The sequence below is a fragment of the Halorubrum persicum genome (assembly GCF_002727125.1).
Taxonomy (GTDB): Archaea; Halobacteriota; Halobacteria; order Halobacteriales; family Haloferacaceae; genus Halorubrum; species Halorubrum persicum.
The window spans coordinates 1-23249 of the sequence record NZ_NHOA01000086.1; the positions used below are offsets into that span (position 1 = coordinate 1).

Below are 23249 nucleotides of genomic sequence, written 5' to 3' on the forward strand. Positions count from 1 at the left end.
GAGAGGGAGAGGGGGTGGGTGGGGTTCGGCCCCGTCGCGATCCCCCGGCGGTGTCACGACCGTGAGGACCGTCCGGGAACCAGACGGCGGGTTGGGTGCCTTGACACAGCGTTGCCGAGCCGCGGATCACACCACTGCGACCGGCACTAACGACAACAACACTCAGGGTCGTGAATCACCGGCCTAATCTCTTAATCGGCGATTTGGTGGCTGCGTCCTCTGGGGCGTCGACTATTTGCGCGGGTAGGCGTACTCGAGGACCGTATTCGCGTTCGCGTCGATCACGCGGATCACGTCGCCGTCGTTGTTCCACACGGGTCGGCCGCGTCCCCAGTACAGGTCCGACTGGGACCGGTCGCCGGTCCCGGTGTGTAGCCGGAACCCCGCGTTCGCCTCCAGGACGAAGCCGTCGGGGATGTCGAACGCGGCTCCCTGCGCGTCCTCGACCGTGTATCCGGTCAGATCCAGCCGTTCGTCGCCGTCATTTTCGAAGGCGACGTACTCCTCGTTCAGCCGGTTCGCGTCGTGGCCCTCCGGATCCGGCTGTACGTCGGTGACGACGAGCTCGCTCTCCTCCGTGTCGACGTTGTCGAAGCCGCCCGGTCGGACGGTGTCGCGACCGCGGACGAAGGTCTTCTCGCCGATCTTCGAGACGAGGTAGCCGTACGCGGAATCGAGCGAGAAGTTCGCGGCCGTCGCCGTGTAGCGCAGGTACAGCGTCCCGTCCTCTCTGGTGTACGACTGGGGCTGGGCGGCGTTCTCGCCCGCGAGATACCGTTTCGAACCGAAGTTGACCGAGTAGTTCCCCGGATCGAGATCCTCGGGCGCGACCCACTCGCTCTCGTCGACGCCGTCCGGCGGCGGCTCGACCGCGACCGTGATCGTGTCGCTCGTGTAGGGGTCGAACTCGTTGTCGGCGGCGTCGGGCATGATGTCGACGTTCGCCGATTTCACCGTCCGCCCCTTCGCCGGTTTGAGCTGGACCGGGCGTTCCTGAGACAGCGTGTGCGATTCGAGCTCGCCCAGGTCACCGGAGAGGAACGTCCACGTGTCGACCCCCCGCAGCGTCTTCGGCGTGACGGTGATCGAGAAGTCGTCTCGGTCGAGGACGCCCCAGTAGGCGCCGCCGTCGGTCTTGTGCGGCCCCCACCCCCATTCGACCTGCTGATTGCCGCCGGCCCACGGCTCGAAGTCGTCGTCGACGGCGGTCGGATCGTCCCGGAGCGCCCACTCCCCGGCGTCGCGGCTCAGTCCCGAGAAGGAGAACTTCGCCGTCCCGCCGTGGTCGACCTCGGGTGACCCGTGGAGGAACACGAGCGAGGCGTCGACCGGGCCGTCGTAGACGAACAGCCGAGAGGCCGCGTCGTCCCGGATGATGTCCCCTTCCGGATCCGCGGACGTCCGCTGTCGCTGATAGTCGTAAAACTCTCTGACGGTCATCTCGCCGTCGTCGTCTCGGAGGGGGTCGACCTCGTACCGCAGATACCCCTGCCGGAGGATGAACGTCGAGTCGTCCGAACCCGACGACACGCCGAAGTAGGCGCCGGCGAGTCCGCCCGCCAGTAGCCCACCGCCGATCAGAAACGTCCGGCGGGAGAGCTTCGAGTCGGAGTCGTCCGAATCTCTTTCGACGTCGAACTCCGTCTCGGACGCCGACGCCGGCGACGCTCGATCGGTCGAGTTTGCACGGAGATCACTCATCGTGGCGAACGATTCTCGGCCAGCCAGAAGGATGCCCGGCCAAATTCGCGAGCCGCGCGGCGGGCGCCCCCGCCGGGCGAGGGCGGACGCCGATTAGGCGCCATTCATTACTCGACCGCGGTCGAGAGGGGCGTACGAGCCCGCCGTTCGGCTCGGCAGATATGATTATCGCCACGTGTATCATGCTCGGCGGGCTCGCCGCGGTCGCCGTGCTCTCTCACCGCAGCGGCTACCGCCTCGGCGGCGTGATGGTGGTGCCGCTCCTCGCGGTGTACACGTTTCGGGAGCCGCTCTCGCCGGTCGTCTTCGCCGCCGGGGTCGGCGCCGCGTGGGGCGCGATCTGGGCCGTTCGTGAGTTCACGCTGAACCACGGCCGCCGCGTGTTCCTCGTCGGCATCGTCACCGGCGGCGCCGCGACCGTCCTCGCAGTCCACCTCCTCGCGACGTACACGCCCGCGCACCTCCCGTTCACCGACGTGGAGATCGTCGCGAGCATCTTCCCCGGCGTCGCCGCGTACAACCTGATGCGACTCGACGCGGACAACCGCCTCGCTGACGTCCTCGCGATGGTCGCCCTCTTCGTCGGCCTCGTGCTCCTCGGCGCGGGGGCGCTGTTCGTCTTCGAGGGGCGGTCGTTCCCCACGCCGCCCATCTTGGCCCTGCCGACGAGCGACCTCATCACGTGGCTCGGGATCGAGCCGCGGGGCGAGCCGATCACGCAGATCGTCCCCGAGTGGCTGTCGATCGTGGTGCTCGTCACGGATGTCGTGATCTACGAGGGGGTCCGGAAGCGGTACGACCTCCGCCTTGCGGGGATCATTATCATCCCGCTGCTCGCGGTGTTCAGCGTTCGGTTGGCGTCCGTCGCCGTCGTCTTCGCGGTCGGCGCGACCGCCGTCTTCGCGCTCCTCTTGGTCGTACACTGGGTCTCGCTGCTGTACGGTCGCGTGCTGTTGGCGCTCTCGCTCTCGCTCGGCACCCTCTACGCGCTCGCGGTCAGCCTGTGGGTCGAAAGCTCCATTCCGGGGCTCACGCTGTTCTTCCTCGGCCTCTTCGTCGGCATCGCCGCGTACAACCTCTCCCGCGTCGCGCCCCGGACCCGCGCCGCGAGCCTCCGGATCTCGGCGGGGCTGTTCGTCGTGTTCTACGCCGTCCTGATCGCCTTCGTCGAGGTTCCGCCCAGCGGCCTGTTCCACGAGACCGGGGTCGGCTACGCGCTCGTCGGGGTGGTCGCCGTCGGCCTCGCCGGGAGGGAGGTCTACCGGCTCGAACGGTCGCGTCCCTCCCGCGACGCCTTCGCCCGCGAGTCGGTGTTCGCGAAGGCCGACGTCGACGGCGGGAGCTCCGACTCGCCCCTCGTCGACGCGGAGAGCGCTTCGACGACCGGAGACGGGCTGACCTTCGACGTGTCCGCGGTCGAGACGGCGGAAGTCGACGGGGGGTACGCCGACGGCGGAGACGCCGGCAGCGACGCTCACCGCGCGGAGTCGCCGGGAGGTGAGGACTGAGATGGGGGGACTCCCGTCGGCGTCCGACCTCGACCCGGGGGTCGCGGACGCGCTCGACACCGTCGGATCGGTCGCCCGCCGGACCGTCTTCGAGGGGTGGAGCCACTTCAATCGCGTCGGACAGACCCCCTACCGCGTCGCCGTGACCGGTGTCCGCGGGAAGTCGACGGTCGTCCGCTGGCTCAACGAGGCGCTCGTCGACCGCGGCTACGAGACGTACGCGAAGGTGACCGGCGACCATCCGGTGTCGTATCACAACCTCGACGACACGCCGATCGAGCGCGACGGGGTCACGCGGCTCTACGAGAACGCCCGCGAGTTCCGGGAGTATCACCCCGTCGACGCGGCGGTCGTGGAGAATCAGGGCATCCGCGAGTACACGACGCGCCTGGCGAACGAGCTGTTCGATCCGCAGGTGGTGATCCTCCTGAACGTCCGCCGGGACCACCAGTCGACGCTCGGCGAGGACCTGGGCGCCATCGCCCGCGTGTTCACCCGCGCCATGCCCGAGGACGCGACCGTCATCAGCGGCGACAGAAACGACGCGATCAACGCCTACCTCCGGCGGGAGTTCGCGAAGACGGGCAACGACTTCCGCGTCGCCGCGCCCGACACCGACGCGGAGAGCCCCTTCGCGGACGTGTTGGGCGCGCGGTCGGCCTTCGTCGTCGACGAGACGCTTCGCGCCCTCGGGATGGAGCCGCTCTCGGCGTCGCAGATCCGGGCGTACATCGACGAACTCCACGCCGAGTGGGGGTGGCGACGGCTCGACGGCGGCGGGCTCGTCGCCAACGGCGCGATGATGAACGACATCGAGTCCACGGAGCTGCTCCGACAGTTCCTCGTCGAGCGCCTCGACGGGGTGACCGTCACCCCGTTCGTCTACACCCGCCGCGACCGGGCGGGCCGGACGGCGGCGTTCACCCACTACCTCGACTGGCTCGACGCCAACGACCGCCTCACGAGGGTCCACGCGGCCGGCGGCCAAGAGGACCTCCTGGCGCGGCGCGTCGACGCCGACGTCGTCAGGCACGACGGCGACGAACCCGCGTCGGCGGTCCTCGACTCGGCGCTCGACGAGGGGCGACCGGTCTATCTGATGGGGAACACGGTCGCGACGTTCATGCGGGACCTGACCGACGAGATCGATCGGCGAGCGGTCGACTGAGGGTCGCTCGCCGGCTCACATCTCCGAGGGGTTCCGGATGTCGGTGAACGAGTCGTTCCCGCACTCCTGACAGTCGTCGGCGGCTTGGACCTGGGCGTCGCCGGGCCGACGGACCGAGCGCAGCGCGCCGCACTCTTCGCAGGCGACCAGTCCGATCGAGGCATCTGAGTTTGCCATACCAACCGTCATCGAGGCGATTCGGATAATCGAACGCCCTAATCGCGCCGGGGACGCCGAGCGCCGACGCCGGGATCAGAGGGGCAAAGCGACAGACGGATCGGCGGCGGCGGACCCTGCACGAAGGCCGGCTGACGGGGGACCCCCGACCGCCGCGCGCCGCCGATGAATCACGTAGGACGGAGGTTTTTACGGGGAGTTCCGAACATCACCCGTATGGTCGAGCGACATCACGCCGAGGATCCGCTGGCCCGCCTCCGGGAGCGGACGCCCGTGCTCGGGATGCTCCGCGAAGCGGGCGCGGAGGACCGGCCGTTCGAGGGAGCGACGATCGGGGTCTCGTCGCACCTCGAACCGAAGACGGGCATCTTCATCGAGACGCTGCGGGACGCCGGCGCCGAGGTCCTCTGTACGCCGAACGACCCCGGGAGCGTTCACGGCGACGTGGTCTCCCACCTCGACGCGCAGTCGGGGATCACGGCGTTCGCCGCCCCGGAGATGAGCGAGGCCGACCTCGATCGGGCCCACCGCGATCTATTGGATCGGGAGCCGGACCTCCTCGCGACGGACGGCGCGGAACTGCTCGCGAAATGTCACGCCGACCCGGAGCTGTCGACCGAGAGCGTCGTCGGCTGCGCCGAGCAGACGACCTCGGGCGTGTCGCGGGCGCGGGCGATGGCCGACGACGGCGTCCTCGCCGTCCCCGTGTTCGCGGTGAACCACACGCCGATGAAACACTGGTTCGACAACGTCCACGGGACCGGGGAGAGCGCGCTGACGAACGTGATGCTCTCGACGAACACGGTCCTCGCGGGCCGGACGGTCGTCGTCGCGGGCTACGGCTACGTGGGTCGGGGCGTCGCCACCAAGGCGCGCGCGCTCGGCGCCGACACCGTCGTCACGGAGGTCGACTCGCGGAAGGCGATCAGGGCGCATATGGACGGTCACCGGGTGATGCCGATGGACGAGGCCGCCGAGATCGGCGAGCTGTTCGTCACCGCGACCGGGAACTGTCACGTGATCCGCGAACGGCACGTCCGGAAGATGAACGACGGCGCGATGCTTTGCAACGTCGGCCACCGCGACATCGAGGTCGCCATCGGGGAGCTGGCGGACGCCGCGACGGACGTCAGAGACGTGGAGGAGGGGATCACCCGCTACTCGCTCGCCGACGGTCGGACGATCGACCTCTTGGCCGAGGGGAAGATGGTGAATCTGACCGGGCCGTACAGCCAAGGCCACCCCGCCGCCGTGATGGACACGACGTTCGCCGCGATGGTTCTGGCCCTTCGCGAACTCGTCGAAACCGACGGCCTGGACGCCGGTGTCCACCCGCTCCCCGAGCGACTCGACGAGGATGTCGCGCGGCTGAAACTGGACGCGCTCGGCGTGGAAATCGACTCGCTAACCGACCTCCAGCAGCGGTATCTCGACGCCTGGCAGCGAGACGAGATCGTGTAGCGGCACGCCGTCCGGAGTCGCTTTCGGCCACTCGATCGGTCGAACGGCGTCGGCTGGCGCGGCGGCGAAACGCGCCGGCCAGCGTCGGTCATCGACGAAAACCGCGCGGGCGGGTCAGTCGCGCTGTCGCCGGAACACCAGCCCGACACCGATGAGCGCGAGGGTCGCAAGGACGACGAAGAGCATGCTCTGGGGGGACGAGCTGGACGACCCCGTGTCGGGACCGTCGTTCAACGCCTGTCGGTCGGCGGGCGCCGACTGACTCGACTGCGATCGGATGTTGACCTGCGCGCTCTGGGTCATGCCGTCGCCGGCCGCGGCCTCGGCGTCGACGGTCGTATCGTAGTGGCCGGTCTCGGCCGGGTTCGTCACCGGTCGGAGCCGGACGACGATCCGGTCGCCCGCTTCGAGCGTTGGCTTGCGGGACGCATCCACGTCCGAGAGGTCGAGGTGAACCGCGTCGTCGGCGACGTTGACCGTCACCGCGTCGGTGTCTCCCAGCTCGGATTTGGCGGTTCCGGAGGCGTTGACGACCCGCAGCGCGGCGACGTTCTGGTCGTCGCTAACCGAACTGATCGAGCCGCTTCGGTTCAGGAACCGGTCGCTGTACTCGATCTCCAGGCTGCTGAGCGTCTCGCCCGCGACGCCGGCGTCCGCCCCGACGGGGATCCGGAGCGTGTGGGCGCTCTGGTCCTCTCGCCACGGCGGCGTTGCGTCCGCGCTGGCCTCGTCGTGGTCGGATAGCGGAACCGTCAGGGTGTGGGTCTGTCCGGCGGTCGCCTCGGCGTCGCCGTTGGCGATCGCGTGGAGCTCCGACTCGAACGTGCCGGACACGTTGGTCTCGACATCAGCGACGTACACCGAGCCGTTGTCGGTCTGGTTCGCGACGAAGTCGGACCGGGTAAGGGCGCGGTCGACGGGACCGTCGACGGTCGCGTTGATCCGGTCGGCCGGGCTGTCGGTCCGGACGACGAGGTCGACGTCCCGGTCGTCAGCCACCAGATCGAAGCCGGTGACGGTCGGTTCCGGCGGTTCGGACGCGGACGGGTCGGTGCTGCCGGAGCCGCCGCTGTCGTCATCGTCTGAGCCGCCGCCGTCGGAATCACTGGTGTCGTCATCGTCTGAGCCGCCACTGTCGTCATCGTCCGAGTCGCTACCACCCGAATTGTCCGAGTCGCTACCACCCGAATCACTGGTGTCGTCATCGTCCGAGTCGCTACCACCCGAATCACTGGTGTCGTCATCGTCTGAGCCGCCGTCGGAATCACTGGTGTCGTCATCGCCCGAGCCGCCGTCGGAATCACTGGTGTCGTCATCGCCCGAGCCGCCGTCGGAGTCGTCGGTCGTGGCGTCGATCGTCGCGACGCCGCTTCGCGTCACGCTGCCGTCTTCGCTGTCGACGAGCTGCGCGTCGACGCTGTACACCTCCTCCGAGGAGGGGTAGGCGACGCTGACGTCGACGGCGGCGTGGAAGTCGATATCACCGCCGGCGTCGGAGCTCGTCGCGAACTTGACGGTCTCGTCCGTGCCGTCGTCGTCGTACCCCTCGACGAGCTCGGCGCTCGAGGTGACGCTCGGCCCGCTGGTGTTCGCGGAGTTCACCGAGACGTTTCCCGCCAACGAGTCGGGGAACTCCACGTAGTGCCAGTCGGTGTCGCCGTCGGCGCTCACGTTCGACAGCTTGGCGCACACCTTCTGGTTGTTCACGGTCTCGCCGGGCGTCACCGAACTTGGGCTCGAACAGCCGCCGACGATGGCGGCCGGCGTGCCGTCGAGGGTCACGCTGTCGGACTCGCCGTCGGCGCCGTCGTTGTCGTCGGCGTCCTCCGCCTCGGTCAGCGTCGCCGTGTAGGTCCCGTCGCTCGCGGCCGCGTAGGTCGCTTCGTAGGCCCACGTGCCGCTCTGGTTCGTCGCCGAGAAGTCGCCCTCGGTGAGCGTCGTGACCGTCCCGTTGCTGTCGGAGAGGTCGACGGTGATGTTGGCCAGTTCCCGACTGGAGTCGAAGCGAACGGAGACGTTCCGATCGGCGGGGTTAGTCACCGCGTAGTCGGTGACGATCGGCGCCTCCCGCTCACCGGCGGTGATCGACGTCACGTCGGACTGTTGAGCGGTGTCGCCGTCGCTGTCCTCGACGCGAGCGTCGATGTCGTAGATCGCGTTCTCGTCGGGGTAGTCGACGCTGACGTCGACGGTGACGTTCAGGTCGACCGTGCCACCGGAGTCGTCGTCGGTCTGGAACCGCACCGTGTCGTCGGTGCCGTCGGCGTCGTACCCCTCGACGAGCTGAGCGCTCTGGGCGATGCTCGCCGACCCGTTGACCGACGCGGAGTTCACCGACAGCCCGTTCGCGAGTTCGTTCGGGAACTCGACGAACTGCGTGTCGGTGTCGCCGTCGGCGGTCACGTTCGCGAGCGTCACCGTGACCCCCTGGTTGTTGACGGTGGTGCCGGGCGAGACCGTATCGGGATCGGCCGACCCGTCGAGGATGACGACCTCACGAACGTTGATCCGGACGGATCGCGTCCGCCCGCTGGCACCGTCGAAACCGTTCTCGTCGGCGGCCGTCCGGAGTGTGACGTCGTAGTCGCCATCCTCGGCCACGGTCGTCGAGGCGTCGTACGCGTAGGTGTCGCCGTTCTGTGTCTCGGTGAAGTTGCTCTCAGTGAGCGTCGCCACCGTCTCGCCGCTGCCGTTGGTGACGTCGACGGCGACGTCCGCGAGTTGGTCGCTAGAGTCGAACGAGACGTTCAGATCCCGATCGGCCGGGTTCGAAACCGCGTAGCCGCTGACGGCCGGAACGCTGCTCGCGTTGATCGTCGTCACGCTCGCGACCTCGGCGGTCTCTCCGTCGCTGTCCTCGACGCGGGCATCGATCCCGTAGGACCCGTCTCCGCTGGGATAGGTGACGCTGGCGTCGACCGTCAGGTTCAGGTCGACGTCGCCGCCGCCGTCACCGCTCGTGGCGAATTTGACGGTCTCGTCCGTGCCGTCGTCGTCGTACCCCTCGACGAGTTCGGCGCTGGAGGTGATGCTCGCGTTGTCGGTGGCGGCGGAGTTCACCGAGACGTTCCCCGCCAGCGAGTCGGGGAACTCCACGTAGTGCCAGTCGGTGTCGCCGTCTTGGCTCACGTTCGCGACCTCGAGGTAGATCTCTTGATTGCTCACCGTCGTCCCGGACTCGACCGATATCGGGGTCGCCGATCCGCCGGCGATCGATATCGACCCGGTGACGGTGACCTCGGTCGCGTTCAGTTCGTCGCCGATCGCGACGCCGCGAGTGCCCGTGCTGCTGAAGTCGGTGACGAACGTCGTGGTCGTGCTCTCTCCGGCCGCGAGCGTCCCGTTGTTGTAACGGACCACCGAGTCGTCGATCCGGAGGGACGCGTTGTACGCCTCCTCCTGATCGGCGGTGTTTTCGATCGTCGCCGAGACGTTCAGGTCCTCGCCGACCTCGATCGTCGTGTCGGTGCCGTTGGTGCGAGTGTCATTGAACGTCAAGTCGCCGTAGGTGAGGTTCGCGGAGGTGTCTATGTCGACGGTGTCGCCGTACTCCTCGAACTGGACGTCGCTGGTGTCGCGGGGCGACACGTTGGCGTCGAAGTCTTCGGACGGGTTCGTGACGTTACCGGCGACGACGCGGACGGGATCCCCGTCGTACAGGGTCTGAGAGTTACTCAGCTTGAACGTCACGGTCCCTTCAGATGAATCGAACTCGGTGAGTCCGTCGGTGTACTCGGTCCCGTTGACGTACACCCGTACGTCCGAGGGGCCGACGTCGCTCACGTCTGCCGGACTCAGGTGAACGTCGACGTAGTTGAGCTCTTGCTGACTGCTCAGTTCGACGTTCCCCTCGGCGGTGTACGTCACGTTGGACGCGGCCGCGGCGTCGTCGCTCGGGGCGATCGACGCGTTCGTCGCGGCCGCGGCGGCGCCGCTGAAGGCGACGCTCCCGGCGACGACCGAGCCGATCAGCAGCGCCGAGAGCGCCAGCGCACGCGCCTTCCGGGAGATGTTACTCATCTGTCGTCGAGGTATCGCGGTTCGGTTCGCCGGACCGTCCCGGGCCACCGGTCGTCGCGTTCGAGTCGGGTCTCGACGCCCCGATTCCGGACGCTGGGGCGCGGTCGCCCCGGAGCGCGTGCGGCGGCTGACATCGAGTCGGTTCCGAGGCGTCACCGCGACGCCCGAGCCCGTTCACTGTCGCGTCGCGTGGATCGAGTGATCGAATCATCATCGGTCGCTATCTCGAATGTCAGCCCGCTGTCGGAGGCTGGCACTACACACGTGTTACTCGAGGGACACAATCAGGGGCCGACCTACACACTTGACGCGCACGCCACCGCTTTTCGAGAGTGAAATCGGTGTACTGCGCCGGGGTGGCTAATCTGTTAGGCCGTCACACGATCGGCGGCCGATCAGTCGTCGGTCGCGTCGCCGATGACCGTCGTGAGGGGCGTGTGCTCACCCCCGCCGGTGACGACGACGTCGAACTCGCCCGATCGGTCGGCGATCGCGTGCGTCTCGCCCGACCTGTTCGCCTGTTCGCCCTCGCGTTCGGACGCGGTTCCCGTCCGGGCGGGACTGACTCGGCCGCGGGGGAGCGACGCCCGCCTAATCGCCGCTCGGCTCCCCGTCGACCGCCGTCGCGAGCTGTCGGAGCCCGATCGCGATGAGCAGGACCCCCGGACCGATGAGGAGAACGACCAGTCCGAGCGGCCGCTGTGCGAACAGGACCAGGCGACCGACGGCGGGGACGTGGAACCAGACCGCACCGACGACCCGCTCGTGGGGGACGAGCGTCGGATCGGGCCTGTCGTTCGCGTCACCTTTCGTCCGATAGGCGACGCCGCTCTCCGTCTGTCGTTTCTCGACGACGCGATGGGTGATCCGGTCCTGATCCGCGTCGTCGACGGAACCGGGCGCTCGATAGGTGACGACATCGCCCTCCTCGACGGCCGACGGCGGCGCCGACCGCACGACGATCGCGTCGCCCGGGGTCAGCGTCGGCTCCATGCTCTCAGAGAGGACGACGTAGCTATTCGCGCCGCCCGCGAGCGACGGGAGAGCGACGATCGCGACGAGGACGACGCATCCGACGAGGAGCACTGTCGCGCCGATCCTGAGTGCGGTGGTGAATCTGTCGAGCATAGTTCGAGCGGTCGTGGCGGGTCAGCAGATCCCGCGTTTCGTGTCGACGGGGATCGGGTCGCCGGCGGCGTCGGAGACGCTCCGGACATCGTTCGTCCCGCCGACGTCGTCGAGGTATCTGAGGTGGCTGTTCGAGTAGCCCGCGAACACGAGCTCCGTCTCCCCGTCGCCGTCGAAGTCGCAGGCGTGGACGGCGGTCTTCTTGGCGGTGCTCCCGCTCGTGAGCGATTTCTCGACCCAGCCGTCGGCGCCGAGCAGCCCCAGTCCGCCGGAGCCGTTGACGGCGGGTATGACGTCGCCGTACCCGTCGACGCCGGCCGGCGCACCGACGCCGTAGTTGTTGTTCGAGCCGGCGCTCGTGCCGGTCGAGGCGATCTGTCGGCTGGTCGTCCCCGTCGCAGGTACGATGTAGCGAACGGTCCCCGAGCCGTCGACGAAGACGAACTCCTCGACGCCGTCGTCGTCGACGTCTCCGGCCCCGATCGCTGCCTTGATACCGTTACCCAGGGAGGCGACGGCCTCGGCGCTCCCGCCGGGCGCGACGCGGTAGAGCGTGCTCGCGTTGTCGCCGGGGTAGTAGACCGAGAGCGGATGCCCGTTCCACGTCGCCGTCGCGAGGAGCGACTTCGCCCCGCGGGGCGCCTTCGAACTCCCGACGTCGAGCGCCGTGGTGCTCCCGTCGGCCGCGATCAGTTCGAGGTCGCCGTTCCCGTCGACGATCGGGAGGTGGTACGAACTGCCGCTGAAGCCTCCCTCCGCGGGACCGACGACGTCGACGCCGGTGGTGCCGTACGTCGTCACGCTGCCGGAGCTGGTGGTCGACGCGAGCGCGCCCCCGTCCGTGTAGACTGCGCGACAGGCCGACCAGGCGCCGCTGGTGAGCGAGCCGGAGTCGCTCGCGGTGTCTCCGAACGACGCGAGCGTGCGGCCGACGCCGGCCGCGAGCGCGGCCGTGGTGGCCACTCCCGCGAGTGCCTCCCGACGGCCGACGTGAGTGGTCGCGACCATGGTTGTGAAAGCGGCACCGACGCTCCTCAGGCCTGGTTCAGCGTGAAGTCGAAGTCGATCGTCGTCTTGTCGCCCTGGACCGCGTTCGTCGCGTCCTGTGGCAGTTTCCACTCGACGAAGAACTCCTTATCCGTGGGGCTGTCATCGGCGAACGTCATCGTCTGGTAGGTCGGTTGGGATGGGAAATCCGAGACATCCGCGAAATTCAGCGTCGCGCCGTCTCCATGTGCCACGGTTCCGTCCTCCTTCAGTCCGTAGTCAGAAGTGTCGTCGAACTGTCCTTCTCCGCTGTCGGGACTCGCTTCTTCGACCCACATCTTGACTTCGAGCTGGTCCGCCAGGGGGATGCTATCCTCGTCGGCCTCGGCCTCGGCGTCTTCCTCGGGTTTCGTCGACACCTCGTCAGTGTTCGAGACGTTCGCGATGGAGACGTCCAGCCGCCCGCCCGCGGTCCCGGCGCTCTCCAGGACGACCGAGGAACTGCCGCTCGCTCCCGGCTCGATGTCGTTCGTCGTGAACGAGAGGGTCTGTGAGCCCGTGTCCAACACGATCGAGTCCGTCTCGATGCTGTCGCTACTGGATTCGGTATCGCTGAACGTCGCGTACGTCCCCGCACTGATCGCTGCGCTCCCCCCACCGATCGCGGCGAGTGCACCGAGCAACTGCCGCCGATCGAGGTTGTACTGTGTCGCTGACATACGTGGAGGTCATCCCGAACGCCTTTCAGCGACCGCCCAAAGTACCTCAGATCCCCGTCGACCACACCCTAATTACCGATCCTGTCGGCGGACAGCCGTCGGCCGCGGCACGCGACCCCCCGCCCGACGATGGGCGGTCGGACGCCGTCTCGCCCCCCGTAGGCTCTGAGAAACTCATAGCGGCCTCCTCACCGTCAGAGCACGCGCTGCTCGGCGCGGCGACGATCTGACGGCTCCCCCCTCGACTCACTCCGTCTCTTTGTCGATCAGCCCCCGTCGAACCGCGGCGATGATCGACTCCAGATCCTCGTCGTCGGCGTCGACGTCGACGCCGAGCGAGAGCGCGTGCGAGCCGGCGCCGGTCTGCCGGCCGCCCGTCGCGCCGCTCCCGTCTCCCTCGCCGCCAGACGACTCGGTCGCCGCGCCCCCGCCAGCACCGGGTGCGGTCGCGTCTCGGCGTGGGTCTCGGTCGGTCGTCCCCGACTCGACGGCCTCCGAGACCGCCGTGGCAACCTCGCCGAGCGCGATGCCGGCTTCATCGGAGCCGCCGGAGAGGGAGACGAACTCGATCGTCGGCGTCGAATCGGACGCGCCACCGTCGAGCACGACCGTCGGAACCGCGACGACCGCTCCGTCGGCTTCGTCGGCGTCGGACGCCGATTCCGACTGCCGCCGAGCGGGTGCGGGCTTGGCCGGTGCCGTCCGTTCGTCGGGAACCGGTAACCGGGTCGATTCGCGGGATGCGTCCGCTCGGTCGGATCCGTCGATCGCGTCGGGCGGGTCGGGGCCGTCGTCGCCGTCCGCGGTCGAGTCTCTCTCCTCGTCCGATGCCCCCTCGGGGAGGCGATACCGATCGTCGTCGCGCGTCAGCACGCCCGTCCACTCGAAGAGGTCGAGGAGCGTGGTGACGCCGCTCTGGACGCGGCCTGCCGAGGGGTCCGCTCCGGCGAGGCTCGCGACGACCGCCACCAGATCGTCGCGGTCCATCGGGTTCTGCCGGAGGACGCCACGCAGTGTCTCGGTCAGCTCCCAGTCGGTCAGGAGTTCCCGGCCACGCTCTGCGGCGAGCGACTGGTCTTCGGCCACGAGCGCGCCCGCGAGCGCCTGCCCCTCGTCGGTCAGTTCGTGTTGCTGGCCAGACCGCTCGAGGACGCCGATATCCTCGAGAAACCGCGTCTGCCGTCCGACCGCGTCCGAGATGCCGGTGGCGTCCTCGACATCTGCGGTGTACCGGGGTTCGACCGCGGCCCCGACCGCAGCCCAGCCGGCCACGATCTCCCGGAGCGTATCCAAACTGACCCCCTTCGGCACGTGATGCTCGCCCATGGGCGCTCGGTGTGGAGGCGTCACCGAAAGGCCGGAGCCTAATACCGGGGACTCGCCACGTCGCCTGAGACGCCGGCGTTCGCCCGCTCGAGAAGAGCCGGCGGGAAGCGGCCGTCAAACTCGATGCTCGCGTGCCCTCAGGGCGAATACTCGGGCGATTGAGCTTCGATCACTTCGGCGACGTCTTCCAGTTCCTCGCCCGTCGTCGCGACGACATCGTCGAGGGTCGCGACGCCGGTGAGCTTCCCGTCGTCGACGACCGGAATTCGTCGTGCGTGTGTCGCTGCCATCTTCTCGGGTAGCTCGACCGCCTCGGCGTCGCTCTCGATGGTGACGGGATCTTCGGTCATGATGTCGCTCGCCTCCAACTCCGAGAGGTCCTCGTGGTCTGCGACCGCCATCGCGACGTCCCTGTCGGTGGCGATTCCGACTGGTCTGCCCTGCTTCTCGACGACGACGCTACCGACGCCCTCGTCTCTGAGGCGTTCCGCGACGCGGATAGCTGGTGTGTCTGGCTCTGCGACGACGGGCTCGACTGCGAGATGTTCGACTGGCATCGGTCCGTCACACGCTTCCGGAGACTGTCTGTTAAAACGGAATCCTAAGTGTGTTGCCGGTCGAGGCGCCGATTTCGAATGCCGGTGTGTTACACGAGGAGATGATACCGAGATTCCGTCGATCGATTAGGGCGTCCCTTTTTCGAGCGTGGTCGCGAAGAAGATCGCGCTCCCGAGCAACCCGGAGCACGCCGTCGGTGCGGTCACCGCCGACGGTGCGGCGTGGTACGACGACGAGGTCATCCGTCGGCTCGGGCTCGACGAGGGGGCCCTCGAACCCGAGCGGGAGCGAGCCCGACGGCGTGCCGAGGAGAAACGCGACGCGTTCCTGGACGGCCGGACGCCGCCGACGCCGCCGGCGCGGCCCGTGTCACGGTGGCGGTTCCGGTGGCGTCGCCGACGACCGTCCCCGAACTCGAGGCGGAAGCCGACGACGTGATCGCCCTCCGGACCCCCGAGGGGTTCCGCGCGGTCGGACCGTTCTATCGGCGCTTCGACCAGGTGCCGACCGAGGCGGCCGTCGAGTACCTCGAGGAGGCTGCAACCCCCGACTGAACGGGTCGTTACGGGCGGATCTGCGTCCCGGCGTCGCCGTCGACGGCGGCAGCGATGGAATCGGGCGTCGTGATGACGGCCCGGTCGCCGCCCGCATCGAGGAACCGCAGACACGCCGCCACCTTCGGTCGCATGCTGCCGGCGGCGAACTCGCCCGCCTCGAGCGCCCGTCGGAGCGACGCCGCGTCCGTCTCCCGAATCGGCTCCTCGTCGTCGGTTCCGAAGTTCCGGTACGCGTACTCGACGTGGGTCGCCATCACGAGACAGTCCGCGTCGACGGCTGACGCGACGAGGCGGGAGGTGTGGTCCTTGTCGACGACGGCTTCGACGCCCTCGCACGCACCGTCTCCGACGACCGGAACGCCGCCGCCGCCGCCACAGACCACCGTCACCCCGTCAGCGACGAGCCCCCTGATCTCGTCGATCTCGAGGACCGCCGTCGGCTCCGGCGAGGGTACCAGGCGCCGATACGCGGACTCGCCGGTCGGTTTCGTGACGGGGCCGGTCTCGAACGATTGCTCCGCGGCCTCCGATTCGGTGTAGTACGGGCCGATCGGCTTCGTCGGGTCCTCGAAGGCCGGATCGGCGGGGTCGACGCGGACCCGCGTCACGACGGTCGTGACGCGTCCGTCGACCGCCGACTCCAGCTGGTCGGCGACGAGATAGCCGATCTGTGCCTGCGTCTCGGCGACGAGCACGTCGAGCGGCCGCTCGGGGGCGTCCGCCCTCGACTGCTGTAACAGCAGCTGCCCGACCTGCGGGCCGTTGCCGTGAGTGAACAGGAGTTCGTCGCCCCGTTCGGCGAGTTCGCCGACGGCGTCGGCCAGCGCTCCGATCCTCGCCCGCTGTTGGGCGACCGTGACATCGCCGTCACTGGCGATGGCGTTCCCGCCGAGCGCGATCACCGTTCGCATACGCGACCGACGGGGGCGGCACAGTAAAACGAACGGCCAAACCGACCGGCGCCGCACCCGCTTGCCGGGTCGCCCGACTCAGAGGCCGATCGCGTCGGCGTGCCGGTCGAGCAGGGCGTCGAACGTGGTGTCGTGGAGAGCGACGTCGTACTCGACCTGTGCGATCGGAACGTCGACCGACACCTGTCGCTCGAGACGATGTGGCGTCCCGGCGAGCACGAGGTCACAGTCGGCGTTTCGGATCGTCCGCTCCAGGTCAGCGATCTGCGCGTCCGAGTACCCCATCGCGGGGAGGACGCGGTCGAGGTGCGGATACTCCGCCAGCGTGTCCGCAATGCTCCCGACGGCGGCGTCCGTGGGATCGATGCGCTCTCGCGCCCCGTACCGCTCGGCGGCGACGGCCGCCGCGCCGCGGCTCGCATCACCGTGGGTGAGCGTCGGTCCGTCCTCGATACACAGGACCGACGCCCCGGCGATGCGGTCCGGGTCCGCGACGCTCACGACGGAATCCGCGTGGGAGATCTCGGCGTCCGGGGCGACCGACCGGACGTTCTCGACGACGGTCTCGACCGCCTCGGCGGCGGCGCTGTTCTCCTTGTTGACGATCACGCGGTCGGCACGCCGGAGGTTGGCCTCGCCGGGGTGGTAGGCCACCTCGTCACCGGCCCGGAGCGGGTCCGCGAGCACGACGTGCAGGTCCGGACGGAGGAACGGGAGTTCGTTGTTTCCGCCGTCCCAGACGATGACATCGGCCTCGGACTGGGCGGCGTCGCGGACCGCCTCGTAGTCGACGCCGGCGAAGACGACGTGGCCCGCGTCGATGTGCTGTTCGTACTCCTCGCGTTCCTCGATGGTGACGCCGGCGGCGTCGAGGTCGTCGTGGCTGGCGAACCGCTGGACGCGGTTCGCGGCCAACTCCCCGTACGGCATCGGCTCGCGGACGATACGGACCTCGTGGCCCCGGGCGTCGAGTGCGTCGGCGAACGCGCCGGCCGCCTGCGATTTGCCGCACCCGGTCCGGACGGCGTCGACGGCCAGCACCGGGACGGCTGTCGGGAGCATCATCTCGTCGGGGCCGACGATCCGGAAGTCGGCGCCCGCGGCCAGCGCCCGCGAGGCGAGGTGCATGACGTGCTCGTGGGCGACGTCGGAGTAGGAGAACACGACCTGGTCGACGTCGTGGTCCGCGACCAGCGTCTCGAGTCGGCGCTCGGGTTCGATGGGGATCCCGTCGGGATACCCCTCCCCGGCGAGTTCGCTCGGATAGCGTCGATCCGTCTCGTCCAGCTCACCCAGATTCTGCCCGGGCGCCTGCGTGAACCCGACGACATCGATCTCTTCGCGTCCGCGGAACACGGCGTTGAAGTCGTGGTAGTCTCGCCCGGCGGCGCCCACTATCAGGACTCGCATCTCGGCTGTGACTGGGACCGCCTCCGGAAAATGAGCCGGGCCTAATCGGTGCCGGCCCGCCGTCGACTCCGAGGCGGTCCAGTAGTGTTTCCGCAGCAGATAAAACAGATTAAACGACCCGGCGTGTTCGCACTCGGCACCGTCGATGATCTCGGAGCGAAGCCAACCTTTGCTGCCCTCGATCTGAGTTTCGAGGAGGAACCGGCTTCGGCGCCACAGTACGGCGAGTTTCGCCGGGACATCACCCTCACCAACAGAGGCGGCGACACCGTGGACGCTAACGAGATCGCCGTGTATCTCGATCGCGGGGATCAGCGCGTCACCGGGACACTCAACAGATCGCTACGGGCAGGTGAAACCGTTGCGCTCACAGTGGTCCACAATAACCAAGACGGCACCACGATTCCGGGTGACATCGAGTGTACCGTTGTCAACGTCGCGTGCCGACTCGCGGGTGACGAGGGTAACTACCCCGATGCAAACCGGATCCAACTGCCGATGATACACGAGCCGTCCGGGTCAATCCTCTACCGAGAACAGATCAGCATCTCCGGTGAGTACGGGATTTTCAACGGTGACCCGACTGACATCGAGATAACTGATGAGACGCTGACCTTCGCGTAGCGACTGGTCACGTGTACTGGTGCCAGTAATCGATCGACCGATATAGGACGAAAAGGATCGCGTTAAGCAACCCTGTCAACGCGACGAGGGTTCCGATCTGCGGACCGAGCGTCTCGAGGAGCCCCCCGGTGCCGCCGATCTCGCTCACGCCGTAGGTGAAGAACGCGGCAATGACACTCCAGATGAGTAGTATCGCGGCGATACGAGCGCCATCAGCCACGTAGGCGGCTACCGAGTGTACTGAGGGGATGGAGGGTGGTTGGGACACGATCCGATTTTCTGACAACTCCGTGTTAAATAACACGGTTTTCCCTCCGTTGTACTGGCTGCCGGTAGGGAGCAACCGCACCGGTTCCCACAGCTGCTCTCGACACGACGGCTCGGACCCGCCCAAAGTACCGTTACGCGCCGATCGAACGCGCGACGAGTCAAGCAACCCCTTCGATCGATCCGACCCCATTGTGAACCGGACGCGCCCGTCGAACCCCTTTCGTGAGAGCGTCGAAATCATACCTTCGCCGGCGCCGGCGTCGGCGATCCGCCGCGCATCATCTCGGTCTGCATGCAGCAGATGGGTGAGTAGTGTTCGTTCATCAAGGAGGTCGTACCGATCAAGTAAGTCGAGTGGATCGTCAGCGCCGCTCCCCGCCGCCATCGTCTCGGCTTCAGCAGAGTCGTACAGATGCGTATGAAGCCGCAAGTCGGAGTAGTCAGCCCGCAGCTCAGCGACACCCTCCCAGAGTCGCCGTGAACAGCCAGCTTCACCGCCCGGTGCGATACTCGCGGTGACACGCCCGTCGTAGGAGTTGTGATAGGTCTCGATGAACTGACGGGCAGCTGCGAGCTGGTCGCCTGCGGACGCGGGGTTGAGAAAGTCTGCGAGTTCCGGTCCGATCACGCCACGTAACCCAGACTCACCGATCGCCTCTGCCCCGAGTTCCGGAGTGAAATCCATCGCGTTGACCGTCGTGACGCCGTGCGTGAGTTGCCGTAGGCAGGCGAGCTGCCACGCCGCCTCAAAAAACGAGTCACCCAGGGTTGGTTCGGCAGTGTGGTACAACGCGAAGGCTTCTTTGAGTAACTCACCACCGCTGAGCTCACTGAAGAGGCCTTGGACGAGCGTGAAATCGGTGTGGCGGTGGGCGTCGATGAGGCCGGGAATCACGACCTTTCCGCTGGCATCAATCACGTGCTCCGCGGTAGAGTGTCGATCACGAGGCTCAGTTGCTGCGATCGACGAGATGGTTCCGTCAGTAACTCGAATAGAGCCGTTTGTCAGGAGTTGATTCTCTTGGTTCATCGTCACGACGACCGCATCGTGAATCAGGAGATCAGTCATCAGTCACCTCTCATTGGTCGAACAGTGATGGTAATTCGGGAGGGGGAGTCTCGGCGAGAGAATGCCAAGAGACACACAGCCGTCGGGGAAGGTGTCAGCATCGGCTCAGGTTGCCTGTGGCGACCACGTGTTCAGTCGGTAGAGCAGCCGGAGCACGTCCAGTACGATGGCGGCCCCGATCAGAACGCTGAGGTACGACGGCGGATTCGTCACGGATTCGAGTATGCCGACAATCAAGACGGCGATGCCGACACGGAGAACGGTGTTCCCCGCCATATTCTGAACGACAGGCTCCGGGACAGGCGCAGTCTCGTCGTAGCCCGCGAGGAGAAACGTCCACCCACGGACCTTGATCAGTGCACCAGCGATTGTCAGGACGCACCCGACTGCCAGCCATTCCAGTATGCCGGGAGACAGTTCGATCATCGTTCTCCACACTGGCTCGGAGTGATCTCGAAGGTGGTGATCGTGCCAAAGAGTCCAGTGGTTGAATCCTGTATCTCAAGGCCCGCCTCGGAGACGAGTTCGCGCGGTGCTTGCGTCCACCGACAGCCGGTCTTGCCGTAGTGAGCGTCGGCACGCCACTCTTGATACGTCGCAATTGGACCGATGTCGCTGCGTCCGTGTTCGACGAGGCGAATCGTGCCGTCCGGTTTGCAGACGCGCTCCATCTCGTGCAGTGCAGCGATGGGGTCGGGGAAGGTACACGTTGACAGTGCTGAAATCACCGCGTCGAAACTGTCGTCAGCGAATTCGAGGTCCTGTGCGTCCATCTCCTTGAGGGTCCCATCGATCCCTTGCTCGGTGAGCTGTTCCGCAGCGTTCTCCAGCATCGCTGGACTGATGTCGATCCCAACGAGGTCAACCGTCTCTGGGACGTGTCGGAAGTTCGTCCCGGTGCCACAGGCGACGTCCAGTACTCGTCCCTCGACATCACCGAATCGGGCCTGTCGATAGCGACCTAAGACGGCACGGTCGATCCATTCGAGTCGGTGCATACAGTCAGCGTATTCGGCGTACGAGTCCTTGATCTCCGAAACTGACATCGGTCGGTTTGACGCCGCGTCACCATCGTTTCGATTGTGATTGTGGTTGGAATTCATTTGCCTGAGTCTCTCAATCGTGGTCTTCGTTGTCGGTCGTCAGCTCACAGAACCGTTTGACGAACGTCTTCCGGTCGGGTCGGCCGGCGTCAGCCGCCACGAGCGTCCTCTCAATGTCTTCGCAGTTCTAGTGGCAGTACTCACGGTTGCAGGGGGTGCAGAGATACTCGAAGGGTTCGTCCTCGCGGGTCCAGCGATCGCCGTCGTTGTCATACTCCCGGGCGTCCTCGCGGTCGAGTGTTTCTGCTGCTGCATTCTCTACAGGGATCAGTTATTGGTGTAGGTCAGTAGGCACGCTGCCTCAGTCATGGTGTAGTTTATGGAACATAAGCCGTGGTTGTTTAACGCCGCGCACACCTAGTCCTTGTATGCGATATCTCACAGTGTTGGTCAAACCAGATGGAGGGACGGCATTCCATCCACTTGGGGAAGAACTTACAGAAGACCCGTCTATCAATCGGAGAGCAATTCATCATATCGAACTGCTCGATGATGATACTGTACTCCTATTTGCTGAGGCGAGCGGCAGTAAAGAACGATACAAACAGATCATGGAAGAGTCCCCGTATGTCATGAGTTATCTCACCGCCGGAGATGACCGGTGGATGGCTGTGAGTCAATTTGAACCGACGGAATCGGTTCGACGCTCCCTTGAACTACAACGGGAGTCGCTGCTGGTGATCGAGACTCCGATTCGCTTCACATCCGATAACCAGCTGAAAGTCACATACATCGGAACTGACGAAACATTCAGCAAACTGTACGACTATGCTGATGAAATGGATCAGCTCACGTTTGATGTTCTCAAAATGGGTGATTATACAGCCGACAACTCATCGTTCAACAGGATGATTACATCGAGACAAGAAGAAGTGCTTGAGGCAGCAGTTGATCTGGGGTATTATCGTGAGCCCCGTCAAGCGTCTCTCGAAGACATCGGCGAGGTTATTGGTATTTCTCCCGCAACGGTCGGTGAGCACCTTCGGAAAGCCGAAGAACGTGTGTTCACCGAACTCGTTCACTAACTCGCAGTTACTGTCACCGGCCGTGACGACGATACTGCGGTGCGCCTCAAAAGTTTATAAGAAGCCACATCGGTGGGGCAGTTCGCATATCGAGGTTTGCCTCGTATTTCTATCCACACGATGTCAGTCACGAAATCACCAGCAACCGGTGGTATGGGCACAAACACTGATGCATCGTTACTCACCGATCACGACGTCGAATCCACCTACCGCGACATCAACGATTTACAATTACACGTCGTGGCTGCTGGTGACCCCGATGCACCGTTGGTCGTCCTCCTGCACGGCCATCCCGATTTCTGGTACGGGTGGCGCGATCAGATCCGCTCGCTCGTCGAGGCTGGCTTCCGTGTGGTGGTCCCTGACCAGCGGGGCTGTAATCTGAGCGACGCACCGAACGGGATTGATGCGTATCGGCAATCGGAACTGGTCGCTGACGTGTGCGAATTAATCCACAGTGAGGGGCGAGAGTCGGCCCACATCGTTGGGCACGACTTCGGTGGATTCGTCGCCTGGAACGCCGCACTCCGTCACCCCGCCATGGTCGATCGACTCGGGATATTCAACGTCCCACATCCGGCAGTGTATCGAGAAACGTTACGATCCAGTCCGCAGCAGATCGCACGGAGCTGGTACGTCTGGTTCTATCAGGTCCCGAAACTCCCCGAATGGATGTTGGCTCGAAATGATATGGCCAATATGGTAGATTCTCTCGAAATAACGTCCAACCCTGGAACGTTCGACGAGAACACGATTGCTTGTTATAAGGCAGCCTGGCGGCACACTGGGATCACACCGAGAATTAACTGGTATCGTGGGTTCCGTCGTTCGGACAGTCCACCACGCAACACAGTTACTCAGCCGACGCTGATTTGTTGGGGGGAGGACGACATCGCACTGCTCCCCTCGATGGCCGAAAAAAGCGTCACCTACTGTGAAGACGGCCGGCTACAGATGTTTCCTGACACGTCGCATTGGGTACATCATGAACGTGACGAAGTATCTGAAGCGCTCTGCCGTCATCTCTCGTAGAGGTCTGTTGAAATACATTCTTCAGACAGATTCTCACATGAAACAGTTGGTCAATGAGAACTGCGTACTCAACAGAACTATCCGATGAGATTGCAAATCTATCGGCATGCATCCGTCACGATTGGTCGCTCTTTGCTTCATCACAGTAAGCGCGCTCCTCATAGCTCAGGTCGGGGTTATTGAAGGGGTTCAGTTCGCACCAAGTACGGTTTTTCAGCTAATTGGTGCGACATTCCTCTTGATTAGTGGCATATATGGATTCGCTCGATATGAAGTGAACCCAGTCGTGACCGAATACGGACCGATGGCATATTTGCTTCTTTTCGGATTTGGTCTCTGGGCTGTTGGTATACTATTTCGATTGCTTACTGTATAGTCTAAGTTGAGAGAATGGGCCTGAGATTGGAAGATATGGCCACAAGGCAGCAAGAATCAGCACTATGGTAAGTGGAAACAAAACGGACCTTCCGATATTTTCAGTACTTCACAAAGCCG

At 65.7% G+C, this 23249-nt stretch carries 22 protein-coding genes; 9 read left to right on the forward strand and 13 right to left on the reverse strand.

Going from position 1 to position 23249, the window contains the following annotated elements; genetic code table 11:
• Positions 1–231: 231 nt before the first annotated feature.
• Positions 232–1701 (reverse strand): lamin tail domain-containing protein, encoded by a 1470-nt coding sequence (locus DJ69_RS10885; RefSeq protein ID WP_099255629.1) that lies wholly within the window; start codon positions 1699–1701, stop codon positions 232–234.
• 161 nt (positions 1702–1862) lie between these two features.
• Here DJ69_RS10885 and DJ69_RS10890 point away from each other — a divergent pair, with 161 nt between their 5' ends.
• Both DJ69_RS10890 and DJ69_RS10895 read left to right on the forward strand, forming a co-directional pair.
• Entirely contained in the window at positions 1863–3209 is a 1347-nt protein-coding gene (locus DJ69_RS10890; protein ID WP_099255630.1) for a poly-gamma-glutamate biosynthesis protein PgsC/CapC, read from the forward strand.
• A 1-nt stretch (position 3210) separates the two neighbouring features.
• Positions 3211–4377 (forward strand): folylpolyglutamate synthase/dihydrofolate synthase family protein, encoded by a 1167-nt coding sequence (locus DJ69_RS10895; RefSeq protein ID WP_180271792.1) that lies wholly within the window; start codon positions 3211–3213, stop codon positions 4375–4377.
• 15 nt (positions 4378–4392) lie between these two features.
• Here the strand turns inward: DJ69_RS10895 and DJ69_RS18395 are convergent, their stop codons facing one another.
• Positions 4393–4554: a hypothetical protein gene (locus DJ69_RS18395; RefSeq protein ID WP_180271793.1), complete on the reverse strand. Its 162-nt coding sequence runs from the start codon at positions 4552–4554 to the stop codon at positions 4393–4395.
• A gap of 216 nt (positions 4555–4770) precedes the next feature.
• Between DJ69_RS18395 and DJ69_RS10900 the strand changes: the two genes are divergently transcribed.
• Positions 4771–6015 (forward strand): adenosylhomocysteinase, encoded by a 1245-nt coding sequence (locus tag DJ69_RS10900; protein ID WP_099255631.1) that lies wholly within the window; start codon positions 4771–4773, stop codon positions 6013–6015.
• Positions 6016–6129: 114 nt separating this feature from the next.
• On the opposite strand, the gene DJ69_RS10905 is transcribed toward DJ69_RS10900, so the two are convergent.
• The 4 genes from DJ69_RS10905 to DJ69_RS10920 all read right to left on the reverse strand — a co-directional run bounded on the left by DJ69_RS10905 (position 6130) and on the right by DJ69_RS10920 (position 12869).
• Complete coding sequence (locus DJ69_RS10905) at positions 6130–10035, reverse strand: surface glycoprotein (RefSeq protein ID WP_099255632.1); 3906 nt, start codon at positions 10033–10035, stop codon at positions 6130–6132.
• 591 nt (positions 10036–10626) lie between these two features.
• A complete protein-coding gene (locus DJ69_RS10910) occupies positions 10627–11163 on the reverse strand; it encodes a signal peptidase I (protein WP_099255633.1) in 537 nt (178 codons plus the stop codon).
• A gap of 21 nt (positions 11164–11184) precedes the next feature.
• Entirely contained in the window at positions 11185–12171 is a 987-nt protein-coding gene (locus tag DJ69_RS10915; RefSeq protein ID WP_099255634.1) for a hypothetical protein, read from the reverse strand.
• A gap of 26 nt (positions 12172–12197) precedes the next feature.
• The gene (locus tag DJ69_RS10920) at positions 12198–12869 is read right to left on the reverse strand and encodes a SipW-dependent-type signal peptide-containing protein (protein WP_099255635.1); all 672 of its coding nucleotides are present in this window, start codon (positions 12867–12869) and stop codon (positions 12198–12200) included.
• Here DJ69_RS10920 and DJ69_RS17890 point away from each other — a divergent pair.
• Entirely contained in the window at positions 12857–13099 is a 243-nt protein-coding gene (locus tag DJ69_RS17890; protein ID WP_144050425.1) for a hypothetical protein, read from the forward strand. The two genes, DJ69_RS10920 and DJ69_RS17890, sit on opposite strands and share 13 nt — an antisense overlap.
• 16 nt (positions 13100–13115) lie before the next feature.
• Here the strand turns inward: DJ69_RS17890 and DJ69_RS10925 are convergent, their stop codons facing one another.
• Together DJ69_RS10925 and DJ69_RS10930 are read right to left on the reverse strand one after the other, a co-directional pair.
• Positions 13116–14195 (reverse strand): hypothetical protein, encoded by a 1080-nt coding sequence (locus tag DJ69_RS10925; protein ID WP_099255636.1) that lies wholly within the window; start codon positions 14193–14195, stop codon positions 13116–13118.
• 137 nt (positions 14196–14332) lie between these two features.
• Positions 14333–14752, reverse strand: a complete 420-nt coding sequence (locus tag DJ69_RS10930) for a CBS domain-containing protein (RefSeq protein ID WP_099255637.1) — start codon at positions 14750–14752, stop codon at positions 14333–14335.
• A gap of 148 nt (positions 14753–14900) precedes the next feature.
• On the opposite strand from DJ69_RS10930, the gene DJ69_RS10935 reads away from it, so the two are divergent.
• Positions 14901–15191 carry a hypothetical protein gene (locus DJ69_RS10935; protein ID WP_099255638.1) on the forward strand — a complete coding sequence of 97 codons (291 nt, stop codon included), beginning with the start codon at positions 14901–14903 and terminating at the stop codon, positions 15189–15191.
• A 124-nt stretch (positions 15192–15315) separates the two neighbouring features.
• On the opposite strand, the gene DJ69_RS10940 is transcribed toward DJ69_RS10935, so the two are convergent.
• Both DJ69_RS10940 and DJ69_RS10945 read right to left on the reverse strand, forming a co-directional pair.
• Positions 15316–16221, reverse strand: coding sequence for an amino acid kinase family protein (locus DJ69_RS10940; RefSeq protein WP_099255639.1), 906 nt, complete (start codon positions 16219–16221; stop codon positions 15316–15318).
• A gap of 78 nt (positions 16222–16299) precedes the next feature.
• Positions 16300–17631 (reverse strand): GTPase, encoded by a 1332-nt coding sequence (locus DJ69_RS10945; RefSeq protein ID WP_099255640.1) that lies wholly within the window; start codon positions 17629–17631, stop codon positions 16300–16302.
• A gap of 84 nt (positions 17632–17715) precedes the next feature.
• Here DJ69_RS10945 and DJ69_RS10950 point away from each other — a divergent pair, with 84 nt between their 5' ends.
• Positions 17716–18255 (forward strand): type IV pilin, encoded by a 540-nt coding sequence (locus DJ69_RS10950; protein WP_245851628.1) that lies wholly within the window; start codon positions 17716–17718, stop codon positions 18253–18255.
• A 7-nt stretch (positions 18256–18262) separates the two neighbouring features.
• On the opposite strand, the gene DJ69_RS18840 is transcribed toward DJ69_RS10950, so the two are convergent.
• From DJ69_RS18840 to DJ69_RS10965, 3 genes are all read right to left on the reverse strand, one after another.
• Positions 18263–19594, reverse strand: coding sequence for an amidohydrolase family protein (locus DJ69_RS18840; protein WP_245851630.1), 1332 nt, complete (start codon positions 19592–19594; stop codon positions 18263–18265).
• Positions 19595–19699: 105 nt separating this feature from the next.
• Entirely contained in the window at positions 19700–20020 is a 321-nt protein-coding gene (locus tag DJ69_RS10960; RefSeq protein WP_099255641.1) for a hypothetical protein, read from the reverse strand.
• Positions 20017–20640 (reverse strand): class I SAM-dependent methyltransferase, encoded by a 624-nt coding sequence (locus tag DJ69_RS10965; RefSeq protein WP_099255642.1) that lies wholly within the window; start codon positions 20638–20640, stop codon positions 20017–20019. The genes DJ69_RS10960 and DJ69_RS10965 overlap by 4 nt, the downstream gene beginning before the upstream one ends.
• A gap of 76 nt (positions 20641–20716) precedes the next feature.
• Between DJ69_RS10965 and DJ69_RS18400 the strand changes: the two genes are divergently transcribed.
• From DJ69_RS18400 to DJ69_RS10980, 3 genes are all read left to right on the forward strand, one after another.
• Positions 20717–20980 (forward strand): hypothetical protein, encoded by a 264-nt coding sequence (locus DJ69_RS18400; RefSeq protein WP_180271794.1) that lies wholly within the window; start codon positions 20717–20719, stop codon positions 20978–20980.
• 85 nt (positions 20981–21065) lie between these two features.
• Positions 21066–21722: a helix-turn-helix domain-containing protein gene (locus DJ69_RS10975; protein WP_099255643.1), complete on the forward strand. Its 657-nt coding sequence runs from the start codon at positions 21066–21068 to the stop codon at positions 21720–21722.
• 120 nt (positions 21723–21842) lie between these two features.
• Positions 21843–22754 (forward strand): alpha/beta fold hydrolase, encoded by a 912-nt coding sequence (locus DJ69_RS10980; protein ID WP_180271795.1) that lies wholly within the window; start codon positions 21843–21845, stop codon positions 22752–22754.
• The last annotated feature ends 495 nt before the right edge of the window (positions 22755–23249 follow it).